This window comes from Streptomyces sp. NPDC051662 (assembly GCF_040681655.1).
Classification (GTDB): Bacteria; Actinomycetota; Actinomycetes; order Streptomycetales; family Streptomycetaceae; genus Streptomyces.
This window is the reverse complement of the sequence record NZ_JBFAZD010000026.1, coordinates 41534-59753: the sequence shown is the minus strand read 5'-3', so window position 1 is coordinate 59753 and position 18220 is coordinate 41534. Positions and strand designations below refer to the sequence as shown.

Here is an 18220-nt window from a genome sequence, read left to right as displayed (position 1 = left end):
ATGACGAAGCCATCACTCCCCGAGCTCCTCCACGCCGCCGTCAGCTCCGTCGGCGGCGTGGAACGGCCAGGCCAGGTCACCATGGCCGAGGCCGTCGCCGAAGCCATCGACACCACGTCCCATCTGCTCGTCCAGGCGGGCACCGGCACCGGTAAATCACTGGGTTATCTGGTGCCGGCCCTGGCCCACGGGGAGCGGGTCGTGGTGGCCACGGCCACCCTGGCATTGCAGCGCCAGCTCGTGGAGCGGGACCTGCCGCGTACGGTCGACGCGCTGCATCCCCTGCTGCGGCGGCGGCCCGAGTTCGCCATGCTCAAGGGCCGCTCCAACTATCTCTGTCTGCACCGGCTGCACGAGGGGATGCCGCAGGACGAGGAGGACGGCCTCTTCGACCAGTTCGAGGCGGCAGCGCCCACCAGCAAGCTGGGCCAGGACCTGCTGCGGATGCGGGACTGGGCGGACGATACGGAGACGGGTGACCGCGACGATCTGACGCCCGGTGTCTCCGACCGCGCCTGGTCCCAGGTCTCCGTCTCGTCGCGGGAGTGCCTGGGCGCGACGAAGTGCGCCTATGGCGCGGAGTGCTTCGCCGAGCTGGCGCGGGAGCGCGCCAAGCTCGCCGAGGTCGTCGTCACCAACCACGCGCTCCTGGCGATCGACGCGATCGAGGGCGCCCCGGTGCTTCCGCAGCACGAGGTGCTGATCGTCGACGAGGCCCATGAGCTGGTGTCCCGGGTCACCGGAGTCGCCACCGGCGAGCTGACCCCGGGGCAGGTCCACCGCGCCGTGCGCCGCTCGGCGAAGCTGGTGAACGAGAAGGCCGCGGACGCCCTCCAGACGGCGGCCGAGACCTTCGAGCGGCTGATGGAGCTGGCCCTCCCCGGGCGGCTCGAAGAGATCCCCGAGGACCTCGGCTACGCCCTGATGGCGCTGCGCGACGCCGCCCGTACGGTCATCTCTGCGCTCGGCTCGACCCGCGACAAGTCCGTCCAGGACGAGGATGTCGTACGGAAGCAGGCGCTCGCCTCCGTCGAGTCCGTCCACAGCGTGGCCGAGCGGATCGCCAACGGTTCCGAGTGGGATGTCGTCTGGTACGAACGGCACGACCGGTTCGGCGCGTCCCTCCGCGTCGCCCCGCTCTCCGTGTCGGGACTGCTGCGGGAGAAGCTGTTCACCGACCGCTCGGTCGTGCTCACCTCCGCGACACTGAAGCTCGGCGGCGACTTCAACGGTGTGGGCGCCTCGCTGGGCCTGGCACCGGAAGGCACCGAGGGTGATGAGGTCCCGCAGTGGAAGGGCATCGATGTCGGCTCGCCCTTCGACTACCCCAAGCAGGGCATCCTCTATGTCGCGCGCCATCTGGCCACACCGGGCCGGGAGGGCTCGCGCGGCGACATGATGGATGAGCTGGCGGAGCTGGTGGAGGCGGCGGGCGGCCGGACGCTCGGGCTCTTCTCCTCGATGCGGGCCGCCCAGGCGGCCGCCGAGGAGCTGCGGGGCAGGCTCGACGTTCCGATCCTGCTCCAGGGCGAGGAGACGCTCGGCGAGCTGATCAAGGCGTTCGCCGCCGACCCGAAGACCTGCCTGTTCGGCACGCTCTCGCTGTGGCAGGGCGTCGATGTGCCGGGCCCCAGCTCCCAGCTCGTGGTGATGGACCGAATTCCCTTCCCCCGCCCCGACGATCCACTGATGAGCGCGCGCCAGAAGGCGGTCGAGGAGGCCGGCGGCAATGGGTTCATGGCCGTGGCGGCGACGCATGCCGCCCTGCTGATGGCCCAGGGTGCCGGACGTCTGGTGCGGGCGAGCGGGGACCGCGGCGTCGTGGCCGTACTGGACCCGAGGCTGGCCAACGCCCGGTACGGCAGTTTTCTCCGTGCGTCACTGCCCGACTTCTGGTACACCACGGACCGTAATCAGGTACGGCGCTCCCTCGCGGCGATCGACGCGGTCGCCCAGGCCGATGGACGCTGAGAGCTGTCCCGTAGCGCTCGGAGACAGGCACTGGAGGCACGCCCTGGGGGCAGGCCCTTGAGCAGGCATAAAGCAGGGCCCCGGAACCGGCGCAGGGGTTCCGGGGCCCGGTCGGAGCCGGTGGAGTACTCACACCCGGCGCAGGACCGCCACCACCTTGCCGAGGATCGTCGCCTCGTCACCGGGGATCGGTTGGTACGCCGCGTTGTGCGGGAGCAGCCAGACATGGCCGTCCTCACGCCGGAAGCGCTTGACCGTCGCCTCGCCTTCCAGCATCGCGGCGACGATATCGCCGTTCTCCGCGACCGGCTGGCGGCGGACCGTCACCCAGTCGCCGTCACAGATCGCGGCCTCGATCATCGAGTCACCGACGACCTTCAGCACGAACAGCTCTCCGTCACCCACCAGCTGGCGGGGGAGCGGGAAGACATCCTCGACGGACTCCTCCGCGAGGATCGGCCCGCCGGCCGCGATCCGGCCGACCAGCGGGACATACGAGGCGGCGGGCTTGCCGGTCGTGTCCGTCTGCTGCGTGCTCGGCTGGTCGGAGCCGCGTACCTCGTACGCCCGCGGCCGGTGCGGATCGCGGCGCAGGAAGCCCTTGCGCTCCAGGGCCATCAGCTGATGGGCGACCGACGAGGTGCTGGAGAGGCCCACGGCCTGGCCGATCTCCCGCATGGATGGCGGGTATCCGCGCCGCTGCACGGAGTCACGGATGACCTCGATGACCCTTCGCTGCCGGTCCGTGAGTCCTGAGCTGTCCGCCCTGATTCCTGGAGGTCGACCGGGCAACGAACGTGTGGGCTTGGCGCCCTCCGGGTTCGTGAGTACGTCATTCATGGCATGCACCGGCTCGAGTCGGCTCTGGGAGCGGTCCTGGGCAGTGATGGTGGCGCTGTCTGCGGTGGTGGTCACGTCGGCCCCTCTCGAAATGTTCTCCCTAGCTGGACAACGGTAGTAGCTTTCGAAAGGTTGCGCCAAACACACGTTCGAGTGAAAAATTGCAGAGAGTCTGCCTTGAGCATCTGACTGGGTGTATAGGCAGGCTCTATGGCCGCGGTGCGGGGCCGCTCGCCACCGTACCGTCCGGCTCCCGGTCGCCGCTCTCCGTGGCGGGGACCAGTGTTCCACCGGGCGGCCCGGAAGACCGCGCGCCGCGCCCTTCCCGTACTCTCGTGGCCGGTCCGCGAGGCCCGGAACGCTTGCCCCGGCACCCGCCTCGACGCGCGACACGCGCTGGGGCTTAGGATGCAGTCAAACCCCAGATCTAGTGGTTGGATTGTCTCAGCCACCCAGAAGTTGTGGTCCCCCCGCTTCCGGGGGTGACGCCATCGCCTATGCTGGGGGTGCTTCGAGGGGCTCGTTTCCGGGCCCTGATGAGGCTATTCAGTCGCGCTGTGAAGGAGGGTAGGGAACCATGCACTGTCCCTTCTGCAGGCACCCCGACAGCCGTGTCGTCGACAGTCGCACCACCGACGACGGGACGTCGATCCGCCGCCGCCGTCAGTGCCCCGATTGCTCCCGCCGTTTCACCACGGTGGAGACCGCCTCACTGATGGTGATCAAGCGCAGCGGCGTGACCGAACCTTTCAGCCGTACCAAGGTCATCTCCGGCGTGCGCAAGGCGTGCCAGGGACGGCCGGTCACCGAGGACGCCCTCGCGCAGCTCGGCCAGCGGGTCGAGGAAGCGGTACGCGCCACCGGGAGCGCCGAGCTGACCACCCACGACGTGGGGCTGGCCATACTCGGCCCACTGCAGGAGCTCGACCTCGTCGCGTACCTGCGCTTCGCATCCGTGTACCGGGCGTTCAACTCGCTCGAAGACTTCGAGGCCGCCATCGCGGAACTGCGCGAGCGGCCCCCCTCAGAGGAAACCGGCGTCGACGGGGCCGGCCAGGTCCCCGTACCCGCCACCGCCGCGGACTGACCGGCCGGCCCGATCCTGGCCGCTCCGCGGCGGCGAAGACCTGTCACGGGTGCCCTGTGCGCACCCGAGGCATCACACACACACGCAAGTGCCACGGGAAGAACATGGCACTTCAGCGCGTTTTTGTACGTATATGGGAGGCGGCATGACAGAGACGGCGAGCGGCTCGGCACGAGGTTCCCGGGCCAAGGGGACCAAGGGCGGCAAGGGCCTGCGTATCGAGCGCATTCATACGAGCCCCGGCGTGCACCCGTACGACGAGGTGGTCTGGGAGCGCCGTGACGTCGTCATGACCAATTGGCGCGACGGCTCGGTCAATTTCGAGCAGCGTGGCGTCGAGTTCCCCGACTTCTGGTCTCTGAACGCGGTCAACATCGTCACCAGCAAGTACTTCCGCGGGGCCGTTGGCACCCCGCAGCGCGAGACCGGTCTCAAGCAGCTCATCGACCGGATCGTGAAGACGTACCGCAAGGCCGGTGAGGAGTACCAGTACTTCGCCTCGCCCGCGGACGCCGAGATCTTCGAGCACGAGCTGGCGTACGCCCTCCTGCACCAGGTCTTCAGCTTCAACTCGCCGGTGTGGTTCAACGTCGGCACGTCCCAGCCGCAGCAGGTCTCCGCCTGCTTCATCCTGTCCGTCGACGACTCCATGGACTCGATTCTCGACTGGTACAAGGAAGAGGGGATGATCTTCAAGGGAGGCTCGGGCGCCGGTCTGAACCTCTCCCGGATCCGTTCCTCCAAGGAGCTTCTCTCCTCCGGTGGCAATGCCTCGGGACCGGTCTCCTTCATGCGCGGTGCCGATGCCTCCGCCGGAACGATCAAGTCCGGTGGCGCCACCCGCCGCGCGGCCAAGATGGTCATCCTCGATGTCGACCACCCCGACATCGAGGACTTCATCCAGACCAAGGTCAAGGAAGAGGAGAAGATCCGCGCCCTGCGTGACGCGGGCTTCGACATGGACCTGGGCGGCGACGACATCACGTCCGTCCAGTACCAGAACGCCAATAACTCGGTCCGGGTCAACGACGCGTTCATGAAGGCCGTCGAGGCGGGCGGCAAGTTCGGTCTGCGCGCCCGGATGACCGGCGAGGTCATCGAAGAGGTCGAGGCCAAGTCCCTCTTCCGCAAGATGGCCGAGGCGGCGTGGGCCTGTGCCGACCCGGGCATCCAGTACGACGACACCATCAACCGCTGGCACACCTGCCCCGAGTCCGGCCGGATCAACGGCTCGAACCCGTGCAGTGAGTACATGCACCTGGACAACACCTCGTGCAACCTGGCCTCGTTGAACCTGATGAAGTTCCTCAAGGACGACGGCAAGGGCAACCAGTCCTTCGAGTCCGAGCGCTTCGCCAAGGTCGTCGAGCTGGTCATCACCGCGATGGACATCTCCATCTGCTTCGCGGACTTCCCGACGCAGAAGATCGGCGAGAACACCCGCGCCTTCCGTCAGCTCGGCATCGGTTACGCCAACCTCGGCGCCCTGCTGATGGCGACGGGTCACGCGTACGACTCCGACGGCGGCCGTTCGCTGGCCGGGGCCATCACCTCGCTGATGACCGGCACCTCGTACCGCCGCTCCGCCGAGCTGGCCGCGGTCGTCGGCCCGTACGACGGCTACGCCCGCAACGCCGAGCCGCACAAGCGCGTCATGAAGCAGCACTCCGACGCCAACGCCACCGCGCCCCGGGCCGACGACCTGGACACCCCGGTCTGGGCCGCGGCCACAGAGGCCTGGCAGGACGTTCTCCGGCTGGGCGAGAAGAACGGCTTCCGCAACGCGCAGGCCTCGGTCATCGCGCCCACCGGCACCATCGGTCTCGCGATGTCCTGCGACACCACCGGTCTGGAGCCCGACCTCGCGCTGGTCAAGTTCAAGAAGCTGGTCGGCGGCGGCTCGATGCAGATCGTCAACGGCACCGTCCCGCAGGCCCTGCGCCGGCTGGGCTACCAGGAGGAGCAGATCGAGGCGATCGTCGCCCACATCGCCGAGAACGGCAATGTGATCAACGCGCCGAGCCTGAAGACCGAGCACTACGAGGTCTTCGACTGCGCGATGGGCGAGCGCTCCATCTCCGCCATGGGCCATGTCCGCATGATGGCGGCGATCCAGCCGTGGATCAGCGGCGCGCTGTCCAAGACGGTGAACCTGCCGGAGACCGCCACCGTCGAGGATGTCGAAGAGGTCTACTTCGAGGCGTGGAAGATGGGCGTCAAGGCGCTCGCCATCTACCGCGACAACTGCAAGGTCGGTCAGCCGCTCTCCGCGAAGAAGAAGGACGAGAAGGTCGCGGAGAAGGCCGAGGAGACCATCCGCCAGGCGGTGGAGAAGGTCATTGAGTACCGCCCGGTCCGTAAGCGTCTCCCGAAGGGCCGTCCCGGCCTGACCACCTCCTTCACGGTGGGCGGCGCCGAGGGCTATATGACCGCCAACTCCTACCCCGACGACGGTCTCGGCGAGGTCTTCCTCAAGATGTCCAAGCAGGGCTCGACCCTCGCGGGCATGATGGACGCCTTCTCGATCGCCGTCTCGGTCGGTCTCCAGTACGGCGTCCCGCTGGAGACGTACGTATCGAAGTTCACCAACATGCGCTTCGAGCCGGCCGGTATGACGGACGACCCGGATGTGCGGATGGCGCAGTCGATCGTCGACTACATCTTCCGCCGTCTCGCGCTGGACTTCCTCCCGTTCGAGACCCGCTCAGCCCTCGGCATCCACTCCGCCGAGGAGCGCCAGCGCCACCTGGACACTGGTTCCTACGAGCCGTCGATGGATGATGACGGTCTCGACATCGAGAACCTGGTCCAGTCGGCCCCGCGCCGGCAGGAGACGCTGAAGGCGGTGACCCCGACCCCCGCCTCGCCGGCGGCGGCCGTGGTCCCGGCGCCCAAGGAGGCGCATACCTCGGCCGAACTGGTGGAGATGCAGCTCGGCATCAGCGCCGACGCGCCGCTCTGCTTCTCCTGCGGTACGAAGATGCAGCGGGCCGGGTCCTGCTACATCTGTGAGGGATGCGGCTCCACCAGCGGCTGCAGCTGAGCAGTAGCACGACAAGCCCCGAGGGGCGGTGGCCCGAGCGGCCGCCGCCCCTCGGGGCTGTACGGTCAGGCGCCGACCGTGCCGCCGTAGGTCAGGCGCCGCCCATCAGGGCGCCGAAGGACGGGAGATCGGTGTCGAATCCGCGGACCGTCGGGTGGAAGTGCCAGGCCCCCGAGGAGTCCCGGGTGAACTCCGCGAACGTCGCCGCCGTGGAGCCGGCCACCCCGGCGAAATCATGGGCGGCCAGCTCCGTGTATCCCTCTCGGACGCGGGCCGAGGCATTGACTATGTCGCCGAACACCCGCCGTCCGTCGCGCTGCTGAATGACCACGCCCACGACCACACGGGTAAAGGACGATGCCAGCCGCACCAGCTCCAGCGTCATCTCCTCGTCGGAGCCGTAGCCCTGGCCCGTCCGGCTCTGCCGGCTCAGCGTGATCGTGCCGTCCGGTGAACGGCTGTCGAAATGGACCAGATAGGCGGGGGCGCCGCTCGGGCCGCCGGAGGTGTACGTCGCTGCGACCAGATCGAGATCGTGCGGGGGCGCGCCCAGGGGACTGGGGTCCCACTTGAGCGTGACCTCGATCTTCTCCACCCCTCTGCTGAGGCTGCTCACCAGTCTTCCCCCTCTTCCGAACCGGCCGGATCTCCAAGCCTTGGACACAAGGCTAGTCCCGGGCACCGACAACCCGCCTCGCGATCAGTCCAGTTGACGCCACCTTGGCCGATACTCGCCTCGTAGGCTGTCCGTCCCGCGTCTTTACTCCCGTCCATGACAGGCGTGACCGATGCCACGTTCCGCGCCGTACGATGGCGCGGTGCTGGTCAAGTGGATTCGCTGCACCGTGACCGACCGTCGAGGTTTCGAGCGCGGGCAGCGGAAATGGGCGGGGTTGCTCGGTGAGCCGGGGTTCAGGGGACAGAGCGGAGGATGGAGCAGAGCGAGGCCGGGCGTCGCGCATGTCTTCTCGTTCTGGGAGAGCCGCGCGTTCTACGACTCGTTCATGGCGCGCTCACACGACCGGCTCGCCGCCGCACAGGCGGGGACGCACCGTGACATTCAGGTCAAACTCTTCGACTATCGCTTCGATGTGAAGACCGGTTTCGAGCCGCGTTTCACCGACGCCGATGTGGTGCGGGTCGCGCACTGCAAGGTGCACGAGGACCGGGTCGAGCATTTCGCGCTGATGCAGGAGAAGGTCTGGAACCCCGCGATGGCGGGGTCGCCGGGGATGGTGCGGGGACTGTTCGGGGAGGCGCCCGGCCATGAGTTCATAGTGCTGTCCATGTGGCAGTCGGCGGCCGAGCACGGAAAGTACCGGGTCGAACGGGTGGAGCGGCTGACCCTGCGCGCGCAGACGGCCGCGGATGTGGCGGCGCTGGCGGGAGATGTCGTCGACCTCGAATCGACCTGGACGGTCTGACCCCGCTCGGCACCGCGCGGCCCGCGCATGGCCTGTCGGAGCGGCCACCGGGAGGGGCACTAGGGTCTTGGCATGGCACGACCACGGCGCATCGTCCTCGTCCGGCACGGCGAGTCGGTAGGCAACGATGACGACACGGTGTACGAACGCGAGCCCGACCATGCCCTGAAGCTCACGGAGAAGGGCCGGCGGCAGGCACTGGAGACCGGTGTCCGGCTGCGTGAGCTGTTCGGCCGGGAGCCGGTCAGCGTCTTCGTTTCGCCCTATCGCCGCACCCACGAGACGTTCGCGGCGTTCGGCCTCGACCCGGAGCAGGTGCGGATACGGGAGGAGCCCCGGCTGCGTGAGCAGGACTGGGGGAACTGGCAGGACCGCGAGGACGTGCGGCTGCAGAAGGCCTACCGGGACGCGTACGGGCACTTCTTCTACCGGTTCGCGCAGGGCGAGTCGGGCGCCGATGTCTACGATCGGGTCGGCGCGTTCCTGGAATCCCTCCACCGGAGCTTCGAAACCCCCGACTCGCCGGAGAACGTGCTGCTGGTGACCCATGGACTGACCATGCGGTTGTTCTGTATGCGGTGGTTCCACTGGTCGGTGGCGGAGTTCGAATCCCTGTCGAACCCGGGCAACGGGGAGACCAGAACACTGCTGCTCGGCGCGGACGGCAGATACACACTGGACCGGCCGTTCGAGCGCTGGCGCACCCCTGAGCCCTACGGGCGTACTGGATAGAATGACCATGCGATGACCGCTGATTCCACACCCCCCGATTCCACCCCCGCTGAACCCGCGTCCATGGGATCCACACCCCCTGGATCCACCCCCGGCCGGTCCGCCGATCCGCGCTACGAACGCGCCCTGGCGAGCCTGCGCGGGCTGGCCGTGGGAGACGCTCTGGGCTCCCAGTTCTTCGTCCCCTCGAACTATCCGATGCTGAAACGGCGCGAGCTGCCGCCGGGGCTCTGGCAGTGGACCGACGACACCGAGATGGCCGCGTCCGTGCTGGCCGTACTGGCCGCGCATCACCGGATCGACCAGGACGCGCTGGCCCGGTCCTTCGCCGAACACCATGACTTCGACCGAGGCTACGGCCCGGCCGTGAACCGCATGCTCCGGTTGATCAGGGAGGGCGGCGACTGGCGTGAACTGGCCGCCGCGCTGTTCAACGGGCAGGGCTCGTGGGGCAATGGGGCCGCCATGCGGATCGCGCCGCTCGGTGCCTGGTTCGCGGGCGATCCGGAGCAGGCCACGCATCAGGCCGAGATCTCCGCGTACACCACACACCAGCATCGCGAGGCCGTGGTGGGCGCCATGGCGGTGGCGGCGGCAGCGGCTCTCGCCGCGGATCCCTCGGGGCCACCGGCTCCGGCGGCGCTGCTCGACGGAGTGGTGGCGCTGGTGCCGCGCAGCGCGGTCGGGGCGGGGCTGCGCCGGGCGCGGGACATGCTGGACTACGACGACGCCGGCACAGTCGCCGCGGTTCTCGGCTGCGGGCGGCGTACCAGCGCGCATGACACGGTGCCGTTCGCCCTCTGGTCGGCGGCTCGGGCTCTCGGCGATTTCGAAGCGGGGTTCTGGACCACGGCCCAGGTGGGCGGCGATGTGGACACGACGTGTGCCATCGCGGGGGGAGTGATCTCCGCGGCGAGTACCGGGGCGCCGCCGGCGGGTTGGCTGGAGCGGACGGAGGTACTGCCGGGCTGGCTGTCGGCGCCGCTGTAGTCGTCATAGCGAGTAGTTGTCCTCGCGGTAGTCGTCACGGCTGTAGTTGTCACGGTCCTGCCACACCTGCCCCCGGAAACGGGGAGGGGCGGAAGTACGCGGCTACTCTGTCGGCCACGCCGCCCCCGATGATCTTCGAGGGGCGTGCGCCGACAAGACGCCGGGCCGCACGCGCCACTCCGCTGCCGCGAAGGGACCCGGCCGGGGAGGGGGTCCCGTGACAGATTCGGGCAGAACGCAGAGATCCGACGGAGAACGGGAGCAGGGGCCGGGGCAGGGGCGAGAGCGGGCCGGTAGCCAGAGGCAGGGTGGCGCGCGAGGGCCGGGGGACAGCGCCCGTCGGACCTCCGACGGGCCCGTACTCAGCAAGCAGCGTCAGGCCGCGCCGCCCCCGCCCGACTGGCAGCAGTGGCAGCCGCAGCGCACCGAACCGCCCCGCTGGCTCACCGAGATCCAGCCACGCGCCGCTGCCCCGATCCGTGTCGCCACCCTCTGGTCGGTCCTGGCGTCAGCCCTGCTCAGCGCCCTGCTGCTGGGTGACGGACTCGGCCTGAATCTGCTGATCGTGGCGGTTCCCGCGGCGCTCGCCGCCCACTTCGCGGCGGGGGCCGCGGGCCGTCGGCCGCGCGCCTGGACACTGGTCTGGGCTCTCGGCGGTATCGCTCTGCTCGCCGTCCCCGTCCTGCGGGACGCCGGGCTGCCGACCTTCCTCGCGGTCGTCTCCGCGCTGGCACTCGGCTCGCTCGCCCTGCACGGCTGCCGTACCTGGCCTGGGGTCGTGTTCGGCCCGCTGGGTCTGCTCGGTTCCCTCGGAACCGGCACGCTCTGGGGGTGGCACGGTCTGCGGGCGCGCGCCGGAGGATCGCGCGGTCGCTTGATGCCGGTCGTCCGCGCCGTCGGGGTCGCGGCCGTACTGCTGATCGTGTTCGGCACCCTCTTCGCGAACGCGGACGCGGCGTTCGCCGATCTGCTCGGCCGGTTGAGCCCCGACGTCTCGGTCGGCGACGGGCCTTGGCGGCTCCTGCTGTTCGCGATCGGGCTCGTCGGCGCGCTCGCCGCCGCCCACACCGCCGCCGCGCCGCTGCGCTGGGACCGGATCACCGTACGCCCCGGGCGGGCCCGTGGCCGGATGGAGTGGGCGCTTCCGCTCATCGTCCTCAACCTGCTGTTCGCGGCCTTCATCGCCATCCAGCTCGCCGTGCTCTTCGGCGGATACGACAAGGTCCTGCGGGAGACCGGTCTGACCTACGCGGAGTACGCCCGCCAGGGCTTCTGGCAGTTGCTCTGGGCCACCCTGCTCGTCCTTCTCGTGATCGGGCTCGCACGGCGATGGGCCCCGCGTGACGGAGCCGGTGACGCCACCCTCGTCCGGGCCGTGCTCGGCGTCCTCTGTGCGCTGACCCTCGTCGTGGTCGCCGCGGCGCTGCGTCGGATGGATCTGTATGTGGACGCCTACGGGCTCACCCGCCTGCGTGTCTCGGTGGCGGCGGTGGAGCTGTGGCTCGGTGTGGTGATCGTCCTGATCCTGGTGGCCGGGGCGCTCGGCGGACGGTGGCTGCCGCGCGCCGTCGCCGCGAGCGCGGGTGCCGCCGTGCTCGCCTACGGTCTGATCTCGCCGGACGCGCTCGTCGCGGAGCGGAACGTGCAACGGTACGAGCGTTCGCACAAAATCGACATCGAGTACTTCCAGGAGCTCTCGGCCGATGCCGCGCCGGCGCTCGACCGGCTGCCCGAGCCGCTGCGTTCGTGTGCCCTGGCCGGTATCGACCGGAATCTGGGGGACGCGTCCGAGCCCTGGTACGCGACGAGCTGGTCGGAGAGCAGGGCCCGCGAGATCGTGGCGACGCGGGAGATCGACGCGTCCTCCACCTGCTACGGGCTGGGGCGCGAACTCGACAGGCCGTGAACGTCAGTGGGTACGGGACGTCCCCTCCGGACGTCTCGTACCCGACGTTCCGCACCCGGCCGGACGTCCCGTGCTCGGCGTCCCGTGCCCGGTCGGCCATCCCGTACCCGGCGTCCCGATGTCACGGGCGAACACCACGGCCGGTACCCGGTCTGTCGCGCGACGTCCGCGCGGCGTAACCTTGCTGGTGCCATGCCGTACGAACCACCCACGCACACCGTTGAGCGCTCGCTGCGCGCCACCACCGAAGCCAGGATCATCGCCGGCGTCGACGAGGTCGGGCGCGGAGCGTGGGCCGGTCCGGTCACGGTATGCGCGGCCGTCACGGGGTTGCGCAGACCTCCGGCCGGCCTCACCGACTCCAAGCTGATCACCCCCAAGCGCCGTACGGAGCTTGCCGATGAGCTGGAGGGGTGGGTCACCTCGCACGCGCTGGGACACGCCTCCCCGGAGGAGATCGACGCCCTCGGGATGACCGCGGCGCTCAGGCTCGCCGCCGTACGCGCCCTGGAGGCGCTGCCGGTACGGCCCGACGCGGTGATCCTCGACGGCAAGCACGACTATCTCGGAGGATCCTGGCTGGTGCGTACGGTCATCAAGGGCGACCAGTCCTGTGTCTCGGTGGCTGCCGCTTCGGTACTCGCCAAGGTGCGCAGGGACGCCATGATGGCCGAACTCGGCGCGGCGGCCGAGGAGTACGTTCCCTACGCGTTCGGCGCCAACGCGGGCTACCCCTCACCGGTGCACAAAGCGGCACTGGAGGAGTGGGGGCCCACACCGCACCACCGGCTCTCGTGGGCTTATCTTGACGCGCTGCCCCAGTGGCGGCACCTCAAGAAGGTCCGGGTCTCCGCGGAGGCCGCGGCTATGGAAAGCGGGGGCCAGCTCGGCTTCGACTTCTGAACCGCCGATTTCTGGAAGGTCCGTCTTCCGGAACTTCCGGTGAACCTTGGGTCTGTGTGGCTCGCGCCCGCAGACATGGGTACAAATATCCCCACCTGCCGATGCTTTTCGCACCGGTGTTTGATAGACATCCAGTCATGCCTCTCATCCCTCAGGAGCCTCAGATTCACGAGAGAGCCCAGGGTGCCAGCGCCACTCCGGCCACCGGCCGTACCGCGCCGACCCCTCGTCCTGTACCCGGTCCGCGTCCCGTCCCCGGGCCGCGCTCCGCGACGACGCCGCGGCCCGGACGTCCGGGCCCCGGTCCCGCGAGGCCCGCGCCGCCGGCGCAGCGCTCGCACAACTCCGCCGGACAGTCCCAGGCTTCCGGCGCCACCATCCCTTCCGTCCCTCAGATCCAGCTGATTCCGGCTCCGGCCGGCGGTGCGCTCGATGCCGCCGAGGAGGCGGTCGATCTGCTGCTCGACTCGGGGCGGGCGCCGGGCGACATCCTGGTGCTCACCACCGGGGAACAGCACCCGTGGGCCACCCACGAGCTGTCCTTCGGCGAAGCCGCCTACTGGGCTCAGCACGACGCCCGGGAGGACGTGTTCTTCGCGGACGGCGGCGCGGCGGCCCGTGCTCAGTCGCGGCCTGTCGTGGTCGTCGCCGTCAACGGGGGCGGTGACGACGCCGTCGCTCGGGTGCTTCCCCTGGCCAGGGAGCGAGCCGCCGCACTGCTCGTGGTGTGCGGTGACTCGAAGCGGATCAACACCGTGCTGGGCGCGGGCGTCTGAGTCGTACGACGCCGGTCCGGCCGTGACCCGGCTGCCCGTTCAGGGGGCGGCCGGGCCGCTGTGACGTGCCTGGCGGGCGGCGGCCGCCCGGCTGCTCAACGGGCAGCTGTGCGGCGCAGTACCTCCGCCGCTCCGCCGCCACCATGGACGGGCGACGCTTCCGGATCGGCCAGTGTCTCGGCCAGAGCGGTCGGTGGGGACTCGGAGTTGGGCCGTCGGCCACCGCGGCCTTCGCCCAGCACCTGCCAGCCACCGCGGGTCAGCGTGATGTACGCGCCACAGCGCAGCCCATGGAGGGTGCAGGCGTCCCGCAGCCCCCACATCCAGGCCCCGTCCTCCTCCGTCCAACGTTCGTCGCCCTCACGGCAGTAGAGCAGGACGGCGGTGCGTACCGGCGTACGGCGGCGCAGGTCGTGCGGGATGACGCGGCGCAGATGCGCCAGCAGCGCGTTACGGAACTCCCAGCCGTCGACCGGCGCGGCACGCGGTGCGAACGAGGCGCTGGCGGCGAGCCTTTCCTCATGGTCGAGTACGGCCACGACGGCGGTCGACGGGATCGGCCGGTGCCTGCTGTGCAGACCGCTGACCACCTCACGGGGGTTGCGCAGCAGCGGTATGCCCGCCTCTGCCCATTCGGCGGGTTCGAGCATTCTCGCGAGACGGCTGGCGGAATCGGCGGGTGTACTGACCGAAGTGGCTGCGGACGGAGCGAATCCGAAGGTCACGTTCCTCCCTTCGCATACGCGCCCACAGTGCGGGCTGGGTCGAATGGGGGCGGCGCGGCGGCACGGCCTTGGGAGGCCGCGTGGGGCCGTGCGGGGGCGGTTCCAATTCTCGCTGGCGTATCGGCGTGCGGCAACGAGCAATTGACGTCGTCGTCCGCAATGCGGGGATATGACTGCCATATCCCCGCCTGAACTCGCCACTGGTACAGCTCCATGTCACGTCTGAACGGCGAGGACCAGCGGAAACACTCCCTCCGCACCGGCCCTGCGCAGCAGCCGCGCCGCCACCGCGAGCGTCCAGCCACTGTCCGAGAGGTCATCGACGAGCAGCACGGGGCCGCCCGCGGAGACCAACGCCTCGGCCAGCTCGGCCGGTACGGTCAGCGTCTCGTGCAGCGCCCGTACGCGCTGTGCGCTGTTGGTGCGGGAGATCCGTGAGTCGCCCGACCCCGGCGCGTACGCGACCGTGCCGAGCAGCGGCATCCTGCCGACCTCCGCGATCCGGCTGCCGAGCGAACCCACGAGCTGGGGCCTGCCGTGCGACGCCACGGTGACCACCCCGACGGGCCGGGGCGGCGCCTCGGGCTCACCGGAGGCCCAACCGCCCGGCCCCTTCGCCCAGTCGGCGAGCACACTCACCACGGCGGTCACCACATCGTCCGGTACCGGCCCGTCGTGTGCCTGCGCCGAGAGCATCGGCCGCAGCCGGTTGCCCCAGCCGATGTCCGACAGCCGCCCCAGCGCCCGGCCCGGGAAGTACTGCTCGCCCTGCGGGATACGGCCCTTGAGATCGACGCCGACGGCGGTGAGCCCGGTCGGCCACATCTTCCTGGGCTCGACCTCGACGCCCGGCCTGCCCAGCTCGCCGCGCGCCGCGTCGAGGGCGGCGGCGGTCACCTTGTCCTCGAACCGCGCCCCCGCGCAGTTGTCGCACCGTCCGCAGGGGACCGCCTCCTCATCGTCCAACTGGCGCCGCAGGAACTCCATCCGGCACGCGGTGGCCGACGCGTAGTCGCGCATGGCCTGTTGCTCGGCCTCCCGCTGGCGCGCCACCCAGGCGTACCGCTCGGTGTCGTACACCCATGGCCGGCCGGTGGAGGTCCAGCCGCCCTTCACCCGGTGCACCGCCCCGTCCACATCGAGGACCTTGAGCATCGTCTCCAGCCGCGTACGCCGCAGCTCGACCAGCGGCTCCAGGGCAGGCAGCGACAGCGGCCGGTCCGCCCGGCCCAGCACGTCGAGCGTGCGCCTGACCAGCTCCTCGGGCGGAAAGGCGACCGAGGCGAAGTACTTCCAGATCGCCTCGTCCTCCCGGCCGGGCAGCAGCAGCACCTCGGCATGCTCCACCCCACGGCCCGCACGCCCCACCTGCTGGTAGTAGGCGATGGGGGAGGAGGGCGAACCGAGATGCACCACGAATCCGAGGTCCGGTTTGTCGAACCCCATACCCAGCGCGGACGTGGCGACCAGGGCCTTGACCCTGTTCGCCAGCAGATCGTCCTCGGCCTGCTGCCGGTCTGCGTTCTCGGTGCGGCCGGTGTACGAGGCGACCGTGTGCCCGCACTGCCGCAGATACGCCGTGACCTCCTCGGCCGCGGCGACCGTCAGCGTGTAGATGATCCCGGAGCCGGGCAACTCGCCCAGATGGTCGGCGAGCCAGGCCAGCCGGTGCGCCGCGTCCGGCAGTTTGAGGACATGGAGGCTGAGACTCTCCCGGTCCAGCGGCCCGCGCAGCACCAGCGCGTCCGTCCCCGCCCCTGTCCCCAACTGCTCGGCGACATCCGCGGTCACCCGGGCGTTCGCCGTGGCGGTCGTGGCGAGGACCGGAACCCCCGCGGGCAACTCGGCGAGCATCGTGCGCAACCGGCGGTAGTCGGGCCGGAAGTCATGGCCCCAGTCGGAGATGCAGTGCGCCTCGTCGACCACCAGCAGGCCCGTGGCCGCCGACAGCCGGGGCAGGACCTGGTCGCGGAAGTCCGGATTGTTCAACCGCTCCGGACTGACCAGCAGGACGTCGACATCGCCCGCGGCCACTTCGTCCTGAATGGTCTCCCACTCCTCCGCGTTGGACGAGTTGATCGTGCGGGCCCGGATCCCGGCACGCGCCGCCGCGTCCACCTGATTACGCATCAGCGCGAGCAGCGGCGAGACGATCACGGTCGGGCCCGCGCCCAGCTCGCGCAGCAGGGAGGTCGCGACGAAATACACCGCCGACTTGCCCCACCCCGTGCGCTGGACGACCAGCGCCCTGCGCTTGTCGGCGACGAGCGCCTCGATGGCCCGCCACTGGTCCTCGCGCAGCCGGGCGGTGCCGGTGGTGTCACCGACGAGGCGGGCGAGTACGGAGTCGGCCGAGGCCCGGAGAGCCGTGCGGTCTTCGTTGGTCATGCCCCCATGCAACCCGATGGCTCCGACAAACCGCGAATGCGCCGACCAGCCTGTGGATAAAGTTATCCACAGGGGTCGCGGGATCCGGCCCGGCGCGGGACTGTCGAGCCATGAACACGCACCACGAACCGACCGGATCCGCCGACGAGCAGCAGATCACCCTGCGCAGTCCCGCGGAACTCGCCGACGCTCTCCCGTATTTGCTCGGGTTCCACCCCACCGATTCCATTGTCATGGTCGCGCTTCAGGGCGACCGGGGACGCTTCGGAGGACGGCTCAGGCTCGGCATCCCGCGTTCGCCGAAGGAATGGCCACCGGTGGCCGATCAGCTCGCCGAGTGTCTGATCGAGGGCAGCGAGCGGCGCGGCGGCCGTCCCGAGGGAATCGTCGTCTTCCTCTGCCAGGACCCGGTGGCGGGGGAGACGGGCCGACAGGTGATGGAGCGGCTGCGTCCCCTCGCGCAGCGGCTGCGTACCGCCTGCGGAAGTCTCGACGTTCCCGTGCACGAGGCGCTCTGTATCTCGGACGGGCGTTTCTGGTCCTACTGCTGCCCGGATGTCCGCTGCTGTCCGCCCGAGGGGACCGGGCTGGCCTTGCCCGGTACGTCGGTGATGGCCGCGGCCGCCGCGTACGCCGGTGTCCAGGTGCGGGGATCGCTGCGGGAGATGGAAGCCAGGCTGGAGCCCTGGCGTACGCCGGCCGCCGAGGAGCAGGAGCGGGCGCTGGACGACGCGGGCGCGGCGCTCGTGCCCCGGATCCTGGCCGACGGAAGCCGGGAACGGGTCGGCGAGGACACGCTGCGGCTGGCGCGGGCTCTGATCAGGCGGCTCAAAGAGGTGCCGAGTGGGGGACCGGCAGCCACGGACGCCGAGGACGACCGGCTCATCACCCACGAGGAGGCGGCCACCGTCATCCTCGGACTCCAGGACAGGGAGACCCGCGACCGCGCCGCGGAGTGGATGGAGGGGGCCGAGGCCGCGCCGGCCCTGCGGCTGTGGCGCGCGCTGTCCCGGCGCTGTGTCGGGCCGTACGCCGAGCACGCGACCGCCCCGCTGACCCTGGCCGGCTGGGTCTCCTGGTCCACCGGCGACGAGCCCGGCGCGCGGGTCGCCCTGGGGCTCGCGTTGCGGCTCGATCCCCAGTACGTCTTCGCGCGATTGCTCCACCAGGCGTGCAACGAGGGACTGGACCCCGAGACGCTGCGCCGCTGTCTGCGCGAGGAGCGCGGTGCACGGGCGCTCGCCGGCCGGCACGGCACGAGTGGGCGGCCCAAGCCACGTCCGGTGCGCAGGCCCGTCTCCCGCAAGAGTCTCGCGCCCAAGGGCCCCGCGTCCGGTGCGCGGGCCGCGCAGAGCCGAGGGGCCGGGCGTAACGGCCGGCGCGGGACCAGGAGCGGCCGATGAGAGCCGTGACCCGGTCACCCGGGCAGCCGTTC

At 70.2% G+C, this 18220-nt stretch carries 14 protein-coding genes; 10 read left to right on the top strand and 4 right to left on the bottom strand.

The features are described from left to right. Window positions 1-1971: an ATP-dependent DNA helicase gene (locus tag AB0M67_RS32455; RefSeq protein WP_365751139.1), complete on the top strand. Its 1971-nt coding sequence runs from the start codon at window positions 1-3 to the stop codon at window positions 1969-1971. Window positions 1972-2100: 129 nt separating this feature from the next. Here the strand turns inward: AB0M67_RS32455 and lexA are convergent, their stop codons facing one another. After that, entirely contained in the window at window positions 2101-2886 is a 786-nt protein-coding gene (gene lexA / locus AB0M67_RS32450) for a transcriptional repressor LexA (RefSeq protein ID WP_365751138.1), read from the bottom strand. A 502-nt stretch (window positions 2887-3388) separates the two neighbouring features. Here lexA and nrdR point away from each other — a divergent pair. Both nrdR and AB0M67_RS32440 read left to right on the top strand, forming a co-directional pair. Beyond that, the gene (nrdR, locus tag AB0M67_RS32445) at window positions 3389-3898 is read left to right on the top strand and encodes a transcriptional regulator NrdR (protein WP_365751137.1); all 510 of its coding nucleotides are present in this window, start codon (window positions 3389-3391) and stop codon (window positions 3896-3898) included. Between the two features lie 145 nt (window positions 3899-4043). Next, window positions 4044-6941 carry a vitamin B12-dependent ribonucleotide reductase gene (locus AB0M67_RS32440; protein ID WP_365751136.1) on the top strand — a complete coding sequence of 966 codons (2898 nt, stop codon included), beginning with the start codon at window positions 4044-4046 and terminating at the stop codon, window positions 6939-6941. A 91-nt stretch (window positions 6942-7032) separates the two neighbouring features. Here AB0M67_RS32440 and AB0M67_RS32435 read toward each other — a convergent pair whose 3' ends face one another. Further along, window positions 7033-7557, bottom strand: a complete 525-nt coding sequence (locus AB0M67_RS32435; protein ID WP_365751135.1) for a TerD family protein — start codon at window positions 7555-7557, stop codon at window positions 7033-7035. A gap of 202 nt (window positions 7558-7759) precedes the next feature. Here AB0M67_RS32435 and AB0M67_RS32430 point away from each other — a divergent pair, with 202 nt between their 5' ends. The 6 genes from AB0M67_RS32430 to AB0M67_RS32405 all read left to right on the top strand — a co-directional run bounded on the left by AB0M67_RS32430 (window position 7760) and on the right by AB0M67_RS32405 (window position 13672). Then, entirely contained in the window at window positions 7760-8365 is a 606-nt protein-coding gene (locus AB0M67_RS32430; protein WP_030350129.1) for a YdbC family protein, read from the top strand. 72 nt (window positions 8366-8437) lie between these two features. Continuing rightward, window positions 8438-9097, top strand: a complete 660-nt coding sequence (locus AB0M67_RS32425; protein WP_365751134.1) for a histidine phosphatase family protein — start codon at window positions 8438-8440, stop codon at window positions 9095-9097. Between the two features lie 63 nt (window positions 9098-9160). Beyond that, on the top strand, window positions 9161-10087 hold the full coding sequence (locus AB0M67_RS32420) for an ADP-ribosylglycohydrolase family protein (protein ID WP_365751133.1): 927 nt from the start codon (window positions 9161-9163) through the stop codon (window positions 10085-10087). A 217-nt stretch (window positions 10088-10304) separates the two neighbouring features. After that, window positions 10305-11993, top strand: a complete 1689-nt coding sequence (locus AB0M67_RS32415) for a DUF4173 domain-containing protein (RefSeq protein ID WP_365751132.1) — start codon at window positions 10305-10307, stop codon at window positions 11991-11993. A 192-nt stretch (window positions 11994-12185) separates the two neighbouring features. Further along, window positions 12186-12896: a ribonuclease HII gene (locus tag AB0M67_RS32410; RefSeq protein WP_365751131.1), complete on the top strand. Its 711-nt coding sequence runs from the start codon at window positions 12186-12188 to the stop codon at window positions 12894-12896. A 137-nt stretch (window positions 12897-13033) separates the two neighbouring features. Beyond that, entirely contained in the window at window positions 13034-13672 is a 639-nt protein-coding gene (locus tag AB0M67_RS32405; protein WP_365751130.1) for a hypothetical protein, read from the top strand. Window positions 13673-13767: 95 nt separating this feature from the next. Here the strand turns inward: AB0M67_RS32405 and AB0M67_RS32400 are convergent, their stop codons facing one another. Next, entirely contained in the window at window positions 13768-14397 is a 630-nt protein-coding gene (locus AB0M67_RS32400) for a hypothetical protein (protein ID WP_365751129.1), read from the bottom strand. Between the two features lie 216 nt (window positions 14398-14613). After that, on the bottom strand, window positions 14614-16785 hold the full coding sequence (locus AB0M67_RS32395; RefSeq protein ID WP_365751128.1) for a RecQ family ATP-dependent DNA helicase: 2172 nt from the start codon (window positions 16783-16785) through the stop codon (window positions 14614-14616). 110 nt (window positions 16786-16895) lie between these two features. On the opposite strand from AB0M67_RS32395, the gene AB0M67_RS32390 reads away from it, so the two are divergent. After that, complete coding sequence (locus tag AB0M67_RS32390; protein ID WP_365751127.1) at window positions 16896-18188, top strand: DUF4192 domain-containing protein; 1293 nt, start codon at window positions 16896-16898, stop codon at window positions 18186-18188. Window positions 18189-18220: the final 32 nt, after the last annotated feature.

What these genes read in the sequence shown, in the direction of transcription:
- AB0M67_RS32455 (WP_365751139.1), top strand. Translation starts at nt 1, where the DNA reads ATGACGAAGCCATCACTCCCCGAGCTCCTCCACGCCGCCGTCAGCTCC.
- nrdR (WP_365751137.1), top strand. Translation starts at nt 3,389, where the DNA reads ATGCACTGTCCCTTCTGCAGGCACCCCGACAGCCGTGTCGTCGACAGT.
- AB0M67_RS32440 (WP_365751136.1), top strand. Translation starts at nt 4,044, where the DNA reads ATGACAGAGACGGCGAGCGGCTCGGCACGAGGTTCCCGGGCCAAGGGG.
- AB0M67_RS32425 (WP_365751134.1), top strand. Translation starts at nt 8,438, where the DNA reads ATGGCACGACCACGGCGCATCGTCCTCGTCCGGCACGGCGAGTCGGTA.
- AB0M67_RS32420 (WP_365751133.1), top strand. Translation starts at nt 9,161, where the DNA reads ATGGGATCCACACCCCCTGGATCCACCCCCGGCCGGTCCGCCGATCCG.
- AB0M67_RS32410 (WP_365751131.1), top strand. Translation starts at nt 12,186, where the DNA reads ATGCCGTACGAACCACCCACGCACACCGTTGAGCGCTCGCTGCGCGCC.
- AB0M67_RS32405 (WP_365751130.1), top strand. Translation starts at nt 13,034, where the DNA reads ATGCCTCTCATCCCTCAGGAGCCTCAGATTCACGAGAGAGCCCAGGGT.
- AB0M67_RS32395 (WP_365751128.1), bottom strand. Translation starts at nt 16,785, where the DNA reads ATGACCAACGAAGACCGCACGGCTCTCCGGGCCTCGGCCGACTCCGTA.
- AB0M67_RS32390 (WP_365751127.1), top strand. Translation starts at nt 16,896, where the DNA reads ATGAACACGCACCACGAACCGACCGGATCCGCCGACGAGCAGCAGATC.